Source organism: Subtercola vilae, assembly GCF_004923255.1.
Taxonomy (GTDB): domain Bacteria; phylum Actinomycetota; class Actinomycetes; order Actinomycetales; family Microbacteriaceae; genus Subtercola; species Subtercola vilae.
Map to the genome: position 1 here is coordinate 1 of NZ_QYRT01000018.1, position 14057 is coordinate 14057.

The following is a 14057-nucleotide window of genomic DNA, read 5'->3' on the forward strand; positions in this document are numbered from 1 at the left end:
CTCCACAACCCGTTCGATGAAATCCGTGTACGCCCACCGGCACCTCAGTTAACTGGCCCGCCACGAACCCGCATGACCCGCCCGCTAGCCGGTCGCCCACCGCACGGCGACGACGCACCGCCCCCACGACCCCGGTTACCCCCGTCTCGCCGTCGACCGGCACTCCGCGCTACGGCGAGTACGCTTCCGCCCCCGGCTCGACCTCCCCCACAGTTCCTGTCGCCGGTCAGCCTCAGCAACTCCCCGTCGCCGGGCAGCAGCCCCAGCAACTCCCCGTGACAGGCCAGCAGCCGCAGCAACCGAACTACGGCAACGGATCGTTCGGACAGCCCGCCGCCGGCCAGGTGCTCTACGGGGCAGACGGGCAGCCCATCGCGCCCGCGCTCAAGCCCGCCAGACGCCGGGGCAGCGTTGCCCTCGTAGCGGCATTGGCGATCGGGGCACTGATCGGCGGAGCATCCGGAGCCGGTATCAGCGTCTGGGCACTCAGCCACAATGGCTCGACGTCGACGAACCAGGCCTCGAGCCCCACCACCATCACCGTCAACAACCCGAACAGCGCCAACCTGATCACGGCCGTCGCCGCGAAGGCCTCACCTTCAGTGGTCACCATCGGCGTCACTGACGGCAGCACCACCTCTGGCACAGGTTCAGGCGTCATTCTCTCGGCCGACGGGTACATTCTCACGAATACCCATGTGGTCACCCTCGACGGCGCAACGGCGAACCCCACCATCTCGGTCACCGCGGCCGACGGCAAGATCTACGCCGCCAAGGTCGTGGGCACCGACCCGGTCGCCGACCTCGCCGTGGTCAAACTGCAGAACGCGTCGGGCCTCACCCCCATCGAGTTCGGTGACTCATCGACTCTCAATGTGGGCGACACAGCCATTGCCATCGGCGCACCGCTCGGCCTGTCAGGAACCGTCACCAACGGCATCGTCAGCGCGCTGAACCGCAGCATCACCGTCGCCTCGTCAGCCGCACCCAACACCTCGGGCGAGCAGGCCACCCCCGACCCCAGCAGCACGGGAAGCCCCTACGACTTCTGGAACTTCGACATTCCGGGCCAGGGCGGTACCCAGAGCCAGACGCCCACGACGGCCAGCAGCACCATCTCGTTGGCCGTCATCCAGACCGATGCCGCCATCAACCCCGGCAATTCGGGCGGTGCGCTGCTGGATGCCCAAGGCAAGCTCATCGGAATCAACGTCGCCATCGCGAGCGCAGGTTCGACGAGCAGCTCGAGTGGCCAGTCGGGCAGCATCGGAGTCGGCTTCTCCATTCCTGCCAACTTCGCCAAGCGCATTTCTGACGAGATCATCGCCACAGGCAAGGCCACGCACGGGCTGCTGGGCGCGTCAATCGCCCAGACAGCCGATGCCAATGCCTCAGTCGTCGGCGCCACTGTGGCCGACGTCACGAGCGGGGGAGCAGCCGCGGCAGCGGGCCTCGCGAAGGGCGACATCATCACCGCCTTCAATAACATCGCCGTGACCGACGCCACCGACCTCACGGCACAGGTGCGCGTACTGCCGGCAGGTGCCTCTGCGACCGTCACCTACCTGCGCGGCACCATGTCGACGACCGTCACTGTGACCCTCGGCCAGCTGGCCAATTAGGCAGCATCGCGGCGCGGCGAGCATCTGCGAACCCGCGTCGCGGCCTGCTGCTAGGCTCATCGTTGCAAATTCGCCGCGATGGGCAGGCCGGTGCGAACCCGGGCCCACGGGCGCACGACAGACAAGCAGACCCCATGACCGACCCCACGCCTGGCACGACGCCGTTGCCTCCCGTGACCGCCATTCTGGCGGTGCGAAACGACGTCGAGACGCTCGAACAGGCGGTGCAGAGCATCGTCGACCAGAATTACCCACTCGCAATCGACATCGTTGTCGCGGCCGCGCCGAGTACTGACGGCACTGCCGAACTGCTCACGTCTCTCTCCGCGGCGAACCCGCGCCTCACCGTGCTGCATACCACTTCGGTGTCGCAGGTGGTGGCTCTGAACGAAGCCATCGCCGCCGCCCGCAGCTCACTCATCATCAGGGTCGACCCGCGCGGCGCACTGCCCACCGACTACGCCGTGCGCGCCGTCGAGACCATGGTCAGAACCGATGCCGCGGCGTTGGTCGGCCGCGCCCGCCCTGTCGGGCAGACCCCTTTCGAACGTGCCGTCGCTTTCGGCTACCGCCACCGCCTCGGTCTTGCGGGTGACCCGCTCACGTCGGCGGCCGGAGAAGGCCCCTCGCACGTCGCCGCTGCCCATGTCATCCGCCGACGGTCGTTCATCGAGGTGGGTCTGTACGACGAAGAGATTCGCCACGGCCAGTCGTGGGAGCTCAACGCACGCCTCCGCGCGGCCGGCCAGACCATCTGGTTCACTCCCTCTCTCATGTACCGGTTCAGGCCGCCGTCGAAAGCCCTCGCGCTCACCCGGTCGCTCTTCGCAGAGGGGTTGTGGCGCGGCGAGTTCGCGCGTTCCTTCCCCGAATCACGTGAGTTGCGGTTCGCGCTGCCACCGGTTGTCGTGCTCGCCACGATTCTCGGCTTCATCCTCGGCGCGGGTGGGCTGTTCGGCGTCGTCGCCGGAGCCATCGGTGTTGCCTCAGTGATCTCGTTCGTGCTGTTCGCGTTGCTCATCGTTCCGGTCGCGTATGTGGTGAGTGTCATCGGATTGTCGATTGTGGTTGCCGCCCGCGAGACACTGCGGGTAGGGGTGTGGTTTCTGCTCGTGCTGCCGTTCATCCACTTCTGCTGGGGCTTCGGTTACCTCGCCGGGTATCTCAATATCGAAGGCGCCGCCGACACCGTGATCGTCGACTTCGACTGATCGGCGACGTTCGTTCACACCAGGCCACGGCCGGCCGAGCGGAACACGGTCGACCAGCTCTCACCCCCAGTGTCGGTGATGGTCACCGTGACGTTTCGCGGCCCGTCGTGACGTTCGACTCGCAGGCGTACGACCGGCTGTAGCGTCGAGTGAGTCTCACCGTCGATGCTCCACGAGACGATGGATGCACCGCTCGGCGATCGCGTGTCGTGCAGTTCGACCTGCGCTTCGTGCCACAGGGCTTCGGGCAGGCACCAGTGAAGCGAGACGGAGAACGGACGAAGAGCGATGAGAGGCATGAGGCATTAAAGCATCAGCCCCCGACACGGCAACCGCCGCCGCTAGAAGCTCACCCGCCACAGGTACTCTTCGCCGCTCGGCCTGAACCAACGCACGACCAGAACTGTTCGCCGCGCCAGATCGTGCCCGCGGATGAGAACCTCGGCCGCGCCACCGACATCGAGGCTCTGCGGGATGCTCACGTTCATCGCGCCCGAACCGAGCAGGCAGAAGGTGAGGCCCACGATGCGTTCGTGGCCCACGTTGACAAGCGCGTACACCGGAGCGCGTCGTCGGTCGACGCGCAGCGGCACGGCGTATGCCGTCTCGGGCATAGCGTCTTCTAGGCTCACGGCTCTCACCATGCCCGCCAGCATAGAGGTCGGGTCTGACGCGAGCGGGCGGGTTGGGAGTAGCGAGTACGCCCCCGGGAGAACTACTCGATATTCGCCGGCTGTGGAGGAGTGGTGTCTGAGCTGGAACTGGAGCCGCGGCCGGCGGCGGCCTCGGAGCCTGAGCCTGAGCGGGGCAACCTCAGCGTCGGCTCCAGTCCGGGCGGAAATTCGAGCGGTGCCGGCCCGAATGCTGCGCGCGCACTCTTCACGACCCGTCGCCCGAGCACATGATTGCCCGCACCACCGATGACGGCCCCGATGCCGAAGGGCATCAGACGGCCTACAGCGGTTGAGCCCGTCCACGCGAGAAAATGCTTCAGAAACGTCTTCTTCACTTGGTCGGCCACCGGCCCGACCGCGGCTTGCGGCAGGTTTCGCGTGAGCAGTGTGCCGAAGAACTGCGTGCGCGGAACCGCCGTGCCCACCGCCTGCTGCGTGAGCTGCTGCACCAGGTCTGCGCCGCCACTGCCCATGAGCAGTGTCATCACCAGGGCCCGAGCCCGGTCGGGGCTCTCGACCGCGATTCCGTGCACCTCGGTGATCGACTGCGCGAACAGGGCGCTCGCCTCGAGAAACCCGAGTGTCTCGACCCCGGTCAGTGCCAGCGAGGCTGCCGTACCGACGGCCGGAATAGCTGCTGTCGCGCCCACGGCGGCGCCGCCGGTCGTCACGGCAGCGAGATAGTGCCGCTCGAGTGCCGAGATCAGTTTGTCGGGCGATGCGCCGGGGTTGCGCTTACGCAGCCCCCTGATGTGTGCCAGAACCACCGGGCGATGGATGCTCAGCACCCGGTCGACGCCTCTGATTACCCGAGGGTTCAGCTCCGCCGGCTCGCTCTCGTCTGTCTTCTGCTTTCGTGCCATCAGTCTGCCCTCCAGAACGGCCTGTGAGCGGTCAATTGTACGTGCCGGGCTGCGGTAATCCGAGCGCATGACAGGGCTCAGCAAAGCCACCACGTGCTGTGATATACATGCTGGAGGCCAGGGGGCAAGGTCGGCAGTGGTTCGTTAGTATCTCTTCGGGGATTGATAGGTTTAGCCAGTGAGCTCAGAGTCAGAACTTCCCGGCGTCGAGGGCGAGACGGGCGTAGTGCGCCCGCCGGTTCGTCGGGCTCCTGCCCGCCCGAAAACCACCGGGGCGGCGTCTGCTGGGGCATCGTCTACCCGGGGATCGTCTGCTGGGGCGGCGTCGACCGCGAAGAAGACTCCTCCGAAACGAACGAGCACCGCGGCTCGGCCCGCTACGGAGAACACAGGCACTGCCGAAGGGGCAGCTCGCAAACCCGCTGCCGTTCGTAAGCCTGCTGCTGCCCGTCAGCCCGGTGCGGCTGGCACGTCGGCGTCGCGTACTCCTTCACCGCGCACTCCAGCGGTACGCACACCCTCAGCGAACACGTCCGAAGATCATGTCGAACTCGTCGAGCTGACTGAACCTCTTGATTCGACCGAACACGCCGCCTCAGCCGAATCAGTCGAGCTGGCCGAACCAATCGAGCTGGCCGAACCGATCGAGCAGCCAGCTGCACCGATCGACGTACTACCGGTCGCCGTCGAGTCGCGGCCCCTCATGCACGACCGGGCAACCCCGGCCGACCCCTTGGCCGCCCACGACACCGTTCTGGTACTCGACAACCTCGTCAAGCGCTTCGGTTCCACAACCGCTGTAGACGGCGTGAACCTCGAGGTACTGCGCGGTGGCTTCTACGGCATCGTCGGCCCGAACGGTGCGGGCAAGACCACCACTCTCTCAATGATCACCGGCCTGCTGCGACCCGACGAGGGCATCGTGAAGGTCAACGGCCGCGACGTCTGGAAAGACCCCGCCGCCGCCAAACGCAGTATCGGCGTGCTGCCCGACAAACTGCGTCTGTTCGACCGGCTCACCGGTCGGCAGCTGCTGCACTACGCGGGCTCGCTTCGCGGCCTCAACGGCAGAACCGTTCGGGAACGAAGCGAAGAACTCGCCGAGGCATTCGGGCTGCAGGATGCGCTCGGTCGCCTGGTCTCCGACTATTCCGCCGGCATGACGAAGAAGGTCGCGCTCGCGGCATCGATGATCCACTCGCCGCGCCTGCTGGTGCTCGACGAACCGTTCGAAGCCGTAGACCCCGTGTCAGCCGACACTGTCACCGATATTCTGCTGAAGTACGTCGCTCACGGCGGCACCGTTCTGCTCTCGAGCCACAGCATGGGCATGATCGAGCGCGTCTGCGACGGCGTTGCCATCATCGTGCACGGCGTTGTTCTCTCAAGCGGCACGGTTGACGCCGTGCGCAACGGCTCGACGCTCGAAGACCGGTTTCTCGAACTCGCGGGCAGCCACAAAGCAGTTGAAGGCATGGAGTGGTTGCTCAGCTCTTTAGACTGAGGCTCGCGTTCCTCGGCAATATTCTCACCGGCACCCCACGGCGCGTTCTCGGGGTCGTGGCCGGGCTGGTGGTGGCGTTCGTTCTCGTCGCCATCGTGTGCTCCCGCGTACTCGAGTTGCGTTCGGCGACCCCGATGGTCGCCCGCTCAGACCTCGTCGTCAGCGGGTCGATCATCGTGTTCGCGTTCGTCGTGGTTCCGCTCATCCTGCAGCGCACCGACGCTGTCGACCCACGGCGGTTCTCGCTCTTCGGAATCGCGCCCCGGCCCTTGGCGCTTGGCCTGGCGGTCAGCTCACTTGTGGCGTTGCCGGTGGTCGCACTGATTCTCTTTGCTCTGTCTAGCGTTGTCGCGTGGTCACGATCTCCCCTTGAAACGGTTTGCGCGGTCGTCGGAGGCGCGCTGGCTGTCGCCACGTGTGTTCTCGTGGGCCGGCTCTCGTCGGCGTTCGCGTCGCTGGTGCTGTCGACGCGGCGCGCGCGTGAGGTCGCCGGTGTCATCGGCGTGTTCGTTCTGGTGCTGCTTGCACCGGCCGTCGTACTCGCGCTCAGTCTGAACTGGGGCGGCGCCGCGGCATCGTGGAGCGAGAGCGTCTCATCGACCCTCGGGTACACCCCGCTCGGCGCTGCGTGGGCGCTGCCGGCCGCTGCCGCGATCGACGACCCGGGGGCTGCTTTTCTCTCGTTCGTCGTGGCGGTGCTGACGGTGGCAGTGCTCTGGTTGGCGTGGCGCACCTTGGTGTCGTTCATGGTCACGTCGACGCAGCGCGATGACCCGTCAGCAGAGCCCGCCGGGCTTGGGTGGTTCGGCCGGTTTCCGTCGACGCCAGCGGGGGCCATTGCGGCCCGAAGCCTGACGTACTGGTCTCGTGACCCGCGCTACTTCGTTCCGCTCATCATCGTTCCGATCGTGCCGATTCTGATGGCCATCCCGTTGCTGCTCGTCTCATTCCCGCCCACCTGGTACGCGCTCATCCCTCTGCCCGTCATGTGCCTCTTTCTCGGTTTCTCCGTACACAACGACGTGGCGCTCGACAATTCGGCGATCTGGCTGCACGTGGTCTCAGGCAAGCGCGGCATTGCCGACCGGGTGGGCCGCATGGCCCCCGTTCTGCTGCTGGGCCTGCCGCTGATCGGCATCGGGTCGGTGGTGACCGTGTTCCTGTCTGGTAATCATGCCGCCCTCCCCTCGGTTCTCGGGGCCAGCACGTGCCTGCTGTTCACCATCATGGGGCTTGGCTCGCTGATCTCAGCACGGTTCCCCTACGGCGCGACTCGCCCCGGTGACAGCCCCTTCACCCAGCCGCAGTCGATTGGCTCGACCTCGGCTATCGTGCAGGGTGTCGTTGTGCTCGGCACACTCGCCCTCTCGGCACCGAGCATCGTGTTCGCCATTCTGGCCGAGACCACCGCAGCCGACGATCTGCACTGGGCCTCGCTCGAATGGGGTGTGGGTGTCGGAGTGCTCGTGCTCGTGCTCGGCGCCCTCAGCGGCGGTGCCGTGTTCAACCGCCGTGGCCCTGAGCTGCTGCAAGCCTCTCTTCGGAGTTAGACTTTTTACATGAGTTTCTCGCCGCGTGCATCCATTTCAGACCCCGGCAGCATTCCCGACGGCGGCGGTACAGCAACGCTCGACCGTGAGATCGAAGAGCTGCTCACGACTGAGCAGATGGAGCCGGGTGACCACGAGCGATTCTCGCACTACGTGCAGAAAGAGAAGATTCTCGAATCGGCCATGACGGGCAAGCCCGTGAAGGCGCTCTGCGGCAAGAAGTGGATTCCGGGGCGCGACCCCGACAAATTTCCCGTCTGCCCGACCTGCAAGTCGATCTACGAACAGATGCAAGACGAGGGCTAGGCGCCTGCCACATACTCGGTGGGGATGACCGGCTCGCCTCCGCGCGCCAGCCGCAGCCCCTCTGCCGGCAGTTCGGCCACGGCCTTCGCTCGGTGTTCCCGCGCTGCCAGAACCCCGGCCGCGCCGGTGTAGCGCTCATCGATCACGCCTTCGGTGACGAAGGTGTGCAGCAGGTCGCGGGCATTCTCACTCGAGCGTGGGCCGGCGCCCCCGATGGCCGCCTCGACGTAGAGCACCTCGGCGGTAGCGACGCCGCGGGCATTCAGCCGTCGAACGGCGCGTTTCTTGCCGCCGATCGAGGTCTTCTCGGCGGATTTCTTCGCCACGGGCATCCATTCGCCGTCAACTGTTCGGTGCGCCACGAGCTTGTAGACCATTCCGGCCGCGACCGACCCCGAACCGGTGACCACCGAGGTGCCGACGCCGTACGAGTCGACCGGTGTCGCGGCCAGCGCGGCAATGGTGTACTCGTCGAGATCGTTCGTCACCGTGATCTTCGTGTGGTGGTTGCCGAGCGAATCGAGCTGAGCTCGCACCGATGCGACGAGTGCCGGCAGGTCACCCGAGTCGAGGCGCACGGCACCGAGTTCGGGCCCAGCGACCTCGACCGCGAGGGCGGTGCCGCGCTCGACGTCGTAGGTGTCGACGAGCAGAGTGGTGCCCGGCCCCATGGTGGCGACCTGTGAGCGGAACGCGTCTTCTTCGGTGTCGTGCAGCAGCGTGAAGGCATGCGCGGCGGTACCCATGGTGGGAATTCCCCACGATCGCCCGGCCTCGAGGTTCGAGGTCGCCGAGAAGCCGGCGATGAACGCCGCGCGGGCCGCAGCGACCGCAGACCGTTCGCCGGTGCGCCTCGACCCCATCTCGGCAAGCGGCCGGCCGCCGGCCGCAGAAACCATGCGGGCGGCCGCGCTCGCCACCGACGAGTCGTAGTTGAGCACGCTGAGAACGAGGGTCTCGAGAATGACGCCCTCGGCAAAACTTGCTTCGACGGTGAGGATGGGGGAGCCGGGAAAGTACAGCTCACCTTCGTGATATCCCGTGATCGTGCCAGTGAAACGGTAGTCGGCCAGCCACTCGAGGGTGCGTGCGCTGACCACGTCGTTTGCAGCAAGCCAGTCGAGCTCGTCGGGGCCGAACGTGACGTCACGGATGAGTTCGAGAACGCGGCCCGTGCCGGCCACGACGCCGTAACGGCGGTCGTGCGGCAGCGTACGAGCGAAGACCTCGAACAGGCAGCGGCGCTCGGCCGTACCGTCTCGAAGTGCGGCGTCGAGCATGGTCAGTTCGTAGCGATCGGTGAGAAGCGCGGTAGAAGTACTCACACTGTTGAGCCTAGCTGTCGCCCAGCAACCGCCTGACTGTCAGCTGCGCCGGCGAAGGGTGAGGGTAGGCTGGGGTGCTGTGAGCGACGCACCGATTGGCATTTTCGATTCCGGTGTCGGTGGGCTCACCGTGGCCCGCTCGATCAGAGACCAGCTGCCCCGTGAATCTCTGCTCTACGTCGGCGACACAGCACACTCACCGTACGGCCCGAAGCCCCTCGCCGATGTGCGCCGGTTCTCGCTCGCTGTGCTCGACGACCTGGTCGCCCAGGGCGTGAAGATGCTCGTCATCGCCTGCAATACGGCCTCTGCTGCGATGCTGCGCGACGCTCGCGAGCGGTACTCCGTGCCTGTCGTCGAGGTCATCCAGCCTGCCGTGCGCGCCGCCGTCACCGCTACGCGCACCAACCGGGTGGGGGTGATCGGTACCGTCGCCACCATCACGTCGCGCGCCTACAACGACGCCTTCGCGGCCGCCCCGCACCTCGAACTCTTCTCTGCCGCCTGCCCACGCTTCGTCGACTTCGTCGAGGCGGGCGACACCTCCAGCCCCGAGCTGCTCGAGCTGGCGGCCGAGTACCTCGAGCCGTTGAAGGCCGCCGCCGTCGACACGGTGGTGCTCGGATGCACGCACTATCCCTATCTCAAAGGCGCCATCAGCGTGGTCATGGGCGACTGCGTCACGCTGGTGTCGAGCGATACCGAGACCGCCAACGATGTGTATCGCGAACTGGTTCAGCAGGGCATCCAGCGCACCGCAAGCACACCGCCCACGTACCGCTACGAGGCCACCGGCGAGAGTGCAGCCGAATTTCTGCGCCTTGCCCGCCAACTGCTCGGGCCCCAGGTCTCGGCCGTCGACCTCGTCGAGACCGGCGCCATCTCACTGCCCTTCATTCGCTGACCACAGGAGACACCATGACTGACCCCACCCCTCAGCCCCTCGTTCGTAAAGACGGCCGTTCGGTCGATGACCTGCGCGAAGTCACCATCGAGCGCGGCTGGAGCGCCCAGGCCGAAGGTTCGGCTCTCATCTCGTTCGGCAACACGAAAGTGCTCTGCACCGCGTCGTTCACCAACGGCGTTCCGCGCTGGATGTCGGGCAAGGGTAAAGGCTGGGTGACCGCCGAGTACGCCATGCTGCCCCGCGCCACCAACAGCCGCACCGACCGCGAGTCGGTGAAGGGCAAAATCGGGGGCCGCACGCACGAGATCTCGCGCCTCATCGGGCGCTCGCTTCGTGCGGTGGTCGACATGAAGGCCCTGGGTGAGAACACCATCGTCATCGACTGCGACGTGCTGCAGGCCGACGGCGGCACCCGCACGGCAGCCATCACCGGTGCATACGTAGCCATGGTCGACGCCATCGAGTGGGCTCGCGGCAAGAAGTTCATCGGGCAGAAGGCCGTGCCTCTCATTGACAGCGTCTCGGCCATCTCGGTGGGCATCATCGACGGAACCCCCATGCTCGACCTCGCTTACGTCGAAGACGTGCGTGCCGAGACCGATATGAACGTCGTGGTCACCGGCCGCGGCCTGTTCGTCGAGGTGCAGGGCACCGCAGAGGGTGCTCCCTTCGACCGCACCGAGCTGAACTCGCTGCTCGACCTCGCCCTGGTCGGCACCGCTGAACTCTCCCGCCTGCAGCTTCTCTCGCTGGGTGAGACGGCGTGAGTGGCGAACGCATCCGCGTGGTACTCGCCACGCACAATCAGCACAAAGTAGACGAGTTCCAGAAGATCCTGGGCGCCCGGATGCCCGGCCTCGACATTGTGCGCTACGACGGCCCCGAACCGGTCGAAGACGGCACCACCTTCGCCGAGAATGCGCTCATCAAGGCGAAGGCCGCCGCGCTTCACACGGGGTTGCCTGCGCTCGCTGACGATTCAGGTCTGAGCGTCGACATTCTGGGCGGCGCACCCGGTATCTTCTCTGCCCGCTGGGCCGGGCACGGCAAGGGCGACAGGGCGAACCGCGACCTGTTGCTCGACCAGCTCGCCGACATTCACGACGAGCACCGTGAGGGCGCGTTCGTCTGTACGATCGCCCTCGTCGTACCCGAACGGGGTAAAGCGGCCGAGGCCGGCGAATTCGCTGTCGAAGAAGTGGCCAGCGGTTTCTGGCGTGGCATGGTCGTGCGCGAGGCACGGGGAGAACACGGGTTCGGGTACGATCCCGTCTTTCAACCTGCGGGCAGTGCGCTGACGGCAGCCGAACTGGCTCCGGCCGAGAAGAATGCGGTGAGCCACCGGGCGCTCGCGTTCGAGAATCTGTTGCCCATCCTCAGCCGCACGCTCGCGCTCTGACAGTTCGGGTGGGCCCGCGGCCCCCTAGAACCGACTGGCCCGAACGGCCGCGTGCTTGCTGAGAATGAGCGTCATTCCTATCTGGCGCCGCGCTCTGGCGGCCGAGGTCGCCGGTGCCTAGTCTGAGAGCAATGAACCAGGATGCCGCTTCGGCAGAACGAGGCCACGAGGCCGGGCACAGTCACGCCAGTAAGTCGACGAACCGAACCCGCCTGACCATCGCCATCGCGATCGTCAGTGTCGTTCTCCTTGTCGAGATCGGCGGTGCGGCGCTCAGCGGCTCGCTGGCGCTGCTGGCCGATGCCGGCCACATGCTCTCAGACCTGTTCGGCTTGGTCATTGCACTGCTCGCGTCAATTCTGGCGCTGCGGCCCGCCTCCGACCGGCACACGTTCGGCTTTCAACGGGCCGAGGTGCTGGCGGCGCTGGTGAACGGGCTGATTCTCGTCGGGGTCGCTGTCTTTGTGGCCATCGAAGGTGTGTCTCGCCTCCTGGCACCCGCATCCGACCAGGTGCAGGGTGCACCGATGCTCATCGTGGCGTCGATCGGGCTGGTAGCCAACATCGCCGCTCTACTGGTGCTGCGCGGGGGAGACACGAAGTCGTTCAACATGCGCGGTGCCTACCTCGAGGTGCTGGGTGACACGCTGGGGTCGATCGCGGTGATCATTGCGGGAATCCTGATTCTGACGATCGGTTTCGCGGCGGCCGACGCACTGGCGTCGCTCGCCATTGCCGTGATGATCGTGCCGCGCGCGGTGTCGCTTCTTCGCGATGTGGTGGGGGTGCTCATCCAGTCGGCGCCGAAAGACACCGATGTTGAGCAGATTCGGGCGCACCTGCTGGGCACTCCCGGTGTGCTCGAGGTGCACGACGTTCATGTGTGGGCCATCACTTCGGGCGAGCCGGTATTCTCGGCGCACATCGTTGTCTCGCCGGAGGTCTACGCCGATGGAGCGACCGGCGAACTGCTCGACCGCCTGTCAGAGTGCCTGACAGCCCACTTCGACGTCGAGCACTCTACTTTTCAGCTGGAACCGGCTGAACACGCGGGGCACGAGCACGACCAGCACCGCTGAGCGACATGTTGTTCGACACAAGCACCGCGGCGATGGGAAAGACCAAGACCGAAAGCGCCCCCGCGCCGATGATGCTCGCCTGCGTGGCGATGGTCATCTGACCGTTCGAGACCCCGATTTCGGTGAGTGCGACCAGCAGCGGTAGCGCTGTGGCGCTGAAGAAGGCGAGCTCGATGCGTTCGCGCAGCTCGAAGTCGCGCCGGTACCAGAACAGGGCGGGTGCTCCGCGGATGAGCAGCAGCGCGAAGAAGATGATCAGGGGCGCTGGGTTCGAAGCGATGGAGTCGACGTCGAGCGTCATACCGGAATAGGCGAAGAAGATGGGGATGAAGAACCCGTAGCCGACCGCCTCGAGCTTCACTTCAAGAACTTCGCTCGGTACCGGTGACCAGCGTTTCAGCAGCATTCCTGCGGCGAAGGCACCGAGAACGCTGTCGAAACCAAAACCGTTCGAAGAAAGAGTGCCATCGCGACGATGGGCGCCATTTCGCCCCCCGCGCCAGCCGCAAAGGCAAAGCGGCCGAACCGGGTGCCGAACATGCCGTTCTCTTTGAGAATGGGGATGAGGGTGCCGAGCGCAGTGGTGCTGAGCGCGATGGTCAGCACGTACGGCGACTCGATGATGCCCAGAGCATTCAGCGAGAACATCAGCACTCCCGCCACTGCCAGGCTCGCGACCCACGCGATGCTAGCCAACCGCCCCGCGCGCTCAGTTCAGCACCGAGGGCCCGATCGCCACGCCACCGGCCAGAAGCAGCGCCACCTGGGGAACGCGGATGGGACCTGGCAGCAGGTCGACGATCAGTGGTGCAGCGGCCCTCAGCAGAACAACGACGACGAGTGACGCGAAAGCTTCATTCACGTGGGGTCAGTCGGCTTTGCTTTCGCTGAGCGCGGCGGTGCGGCGGGCCTTGCGGGTCGAACGAATCGTGTGGAACACCGTGGGAATCAGGGTGAGAAGCACCACAGCGATCAGCACAACATCGATGTACTTCGCGGTGAAGTCGGCCACCGCCGGAATCTGGCCGAGCAGGTACCCGAGCATCGTCACGCCGCCGCCCCACGCGAGTGCGCCGATGGCGTTGTACAGGCTGTAGCGGCGGTAGTCCATCTTGCCGACACCGGCCGCGATGGGAGCGAAGGTGCGAACGATCGGCACGAAGCGAGCCACGATCACCGCCGCGCCGCCGAAGCGCTCGAAGAACGCGTTGGTGCGCTCGACATTCTTGATGCTGAAGAAGCCCGACTCCTTGCGTTCGAAGATGCGCGGGCCGGCTTTTCGGCCGATGAGGTAGCCCATCTCACCGCCGAGGAAGGCGGCGATGGCGATGGCCGGAGCCACGATGTAGATGGGAATCTGAATTCCCTGGCCGCTCGTCGTACCCGTGTACGTGAGCAGCCCGGTGAAGAAGAGCAGGGTGTCGCCCGGCAGGATGAAGCCCACCAGCAGGCCGGTCTCGGCGAAGATGATGAAGCAGATACCGAGAATGGCGAACGGGCCGAAGGCAGTGATGATGCCCTGCGGATCGAGAAAGGGAATCAGGGCCGCGTGAACAGGCGAGGCCTGAATCAACGCCGTGAGGCTGAAAGCTGTGTGCATTGGTGAAGCTCCAGTCG

The 14057-nt window shown here is 65.9% G+C and carries 17 protein-coding genes; 9 read left to right on the plus strand and 8 right to left on the minus strand.

Features of this window, described 5'->3' with window-relative positions:
• Positions 1-275 precede the first annotated feature (275 nt).
• Both D4765_RS10450 and D4765_RS10455 read left to right on the plus strand, forming a co-directional pair.
• Positions 276-1622 carry a S1C family serine protease gene (locus D4765_RS10450; RefSeq protein WP_136642246.1) on the plus strand — a complete coding sequence of 449 codons (1347 nt, stop codon included), beginning with the start codon at positions 276-278 and terminating at the stop codon, positions 1620-1622.
• Between the two features lie 134 nt (positions 1623-1756).
• The gene (locus D4765_RS10455; RefSeq protein ID WP_136642247.1) at positions 1757-2833 is read left to right on the plus strand and encodes a glycosyltransferase; all 1077 of its coding nucleotides are present in this window, start codon (positions 1757-1759) and stop codon (positions 2831-2833) included.
• Between the two features lie 14 nt (positions 2834-2847).
• Here the strand turns inward: D4765_RS10455 and D4765_RS10460 are convergent, their stop codons facing one another.
• The 3 genes from D4765_RS10460 to D4765_RS10470 form a co-directional block, all read right to left on the minus strand.
• Positions 2848-3132, minus strand: coding sequence for a hypothetical protein (locus tag D4765_RS10460; RefSeq protein ID WP_136642248.1), 285 nt, complete (start codon positions 3130-3132; stop codon positions 2848-2850).
• Between the two features lie 42 nt (positions 3133-3174).
• Positions 3175-3447: a hypothetical protein gene (locus D4765_RS10465; RefSeq protein WP_136642249.1), complete on the minus strand. Its 273-nt coding sequence runs from the start codon at positions 3445-3447 to the stop codon at positions 3175-3177.
• Between the two features lie 101 nt (positions 3448-3548).
• Positions 3549-4370 carry a hypothetical protein gene (locus D4765_RS10470; protein ID WP_136642250.1) on the minus strand — a complete coding sequence of 274 codons (822 nt, stop codon included), beginning with the start codon at positions 4368-4370 and terminating at the stop codon, positions 3549-3551.
• A gap of 178 nt (positions 4371-4548) precedes the next feature.
• Here D4765_RS10470 and D4765_RS10475 point away from each other — a divergent pair, with 178 nt between their 5' ends.
• The 3 genes from D4765_RS10475 to D4765_RS10485 are packed head-to-tail and all read left to right on the plus strand — an operon-like array spanning position 4549 to position 7730.
• Complete coding sequence (locus tag D4765_RS10475; RefSeq protein ID WP_323512090.1) at positions 4549-5874, plus strand: ATP-binding cassette domain-containing protein; 1326 nt, start codon at positions 4549-4551, stop codon at positions 5872-5874.
• Positions 5850-7424: an ABC transporter permease gene (locus tag D4765_RS10480; protein WP_136642251.1), complete on the plus strand. Its 1575-nt coding sequence runs from the start codon at positions 5850-5852 to the stop codon at positions 7422-7424. Before D4765_RS10475 ends, D4765_RS10480 begins: the two co-directional genes overlap by 25 nt.
• Before the next feature lie 9 nt (positions 7425-7433).
• A complete protein-coding gene (locus D4765_RS10485; RefSeq protein ID WP_136642252.1) occupies positions 7434-7730 on the plus strand; it encodes a DUF3039 domain-containing protein in 297 nt (98 codons plus the stop codon).
• On the opposite strand, the gene D4765_RS10490 is transcribed toward D4765_RS10485, so the two are convergent.
• Positions 7727-9055, minus strand: coding sequence for a nicotinate phosphoribosyltransferase (locus D4765_RS10490; protein WP_136642253.1), 1329 nt, complete (start codon positions 9053-9055; stop codon positions 7727-7729). The two genes, D4765_RS10485 and D4765_RS10490, sit on opposite strands and share 4 nt — an antisense overlap.
• A gap of 79 nt (positions 9056-9134) precedes the next feature.
• On the opposite strand from D4765_RS10490, the gene murI reads away from it, so the two are divergent.
• From murI to D4765_RS10510, 4 genes are all read left to right on the plus strand, one after another.
• Complete coding sequence (gene murI / locus D4765_RS10495; protein ID WP_136642254.1) at positions 9135-9959, plus strand: glutamate racemase; 825 nt, start codon at positions 9135-9137, stop codon at positions 9957-9959.
• 14 nt (positions 9960-9973) lie between these two features.
• Positions 9974-10729 carry a ribonuclease PH gene (gene rph, locus D4765_RS10500; protein WP_136642255.1) on the plus strand — a complete coding sequence of 252 codons (756 nt, stop codon included), beginning with the start codon at positions 9974-9976 and terminating at the stop codon, positions 10727-10729.
• A complete protein-coding gene (gene rdgB, locus D4765_RS10505) occupies positions 10726-11361 on the plus strand; it encodes an RdgB/HAM1 family non-canonical purine NTP pyrophosphatase (protein WP_237280376.1) in 636 nt (211 codons plus the stop codon). Before rph ends, rdgB begins: the two co-directional genes overlap by 4 nt.
• A gap of 131 nt (positions 11362-11492) precedes the next feature.
• Positions 11493-12440: a cation diffusion facilitator family transporter gene (locus D4765_RS10510; RefSeq protein WP_136642256.1), complete on the plus strand. Its 948-nt coding sequence runs from the start codon at positions 11493-11495 to the stop codon at positions 12438-12440.
• Here D4765_RS10510 and D4765_RS19700 read toward each other — a convergent pair.
• From D4765_RS19700 to D4765_RS10520, 4 genes are read right to left on the minus strand one after another with little or no spacing between them, the layout of a single operon-like run.
• Positions 12382-12846 (minus strand): cation:proton antiporter domain-containing protein, encoded by a 465-nt coding sequence (locus D4765_RS19700; protein WP_237280377.1) that lies wholly within the window; start codon positions 12844-12846, stop codon positions 12382-12384. The two genes, D4765_RS10510 and D4765_RS19700, sit on opposite strands and share 59 nt — an antisense overlap.
• Positions 12837-13136 carry a hypothetical protein gene (locus D4765_RS19705; protein WP_237280378.1) on the minus strand — a complete coding sequence of 100 codons (300 nt, stop codon included), beginning with the start codon at positions 13134-13136 and terminating at the stop codon, positions 12837-12839. The genes D4765_RS19700 and D4765_RS19705 overlap by 10 nt, the downstream gene beginning before the upstream one ends.
• Positions 13137-13149: 13 nt before the next feature.
• Positions 13150-13302: a hypothetical protein gene (locus D4765_RS19195; protein WP_161580413.1), complete on the minus strand. Its 153-nt coding sequence runs from the start codon at positions 13300-13302 to the stop codon at positions 13150-13152.
• Positions 13303-13308: 6 nt separating this feature from the next.
• Positions 13309-14040: a DedA family protein gene (locus D4765_RS10520; RefSeq protein ID WP_136642258.1), complete on the minus strand. Its 732-nt coding sequence runs from the start codon at positions 14038-14040 to the stop codon at positions 13309-13311.
• Positions 14041-14057: the final 17 nt, after the last annotated feature.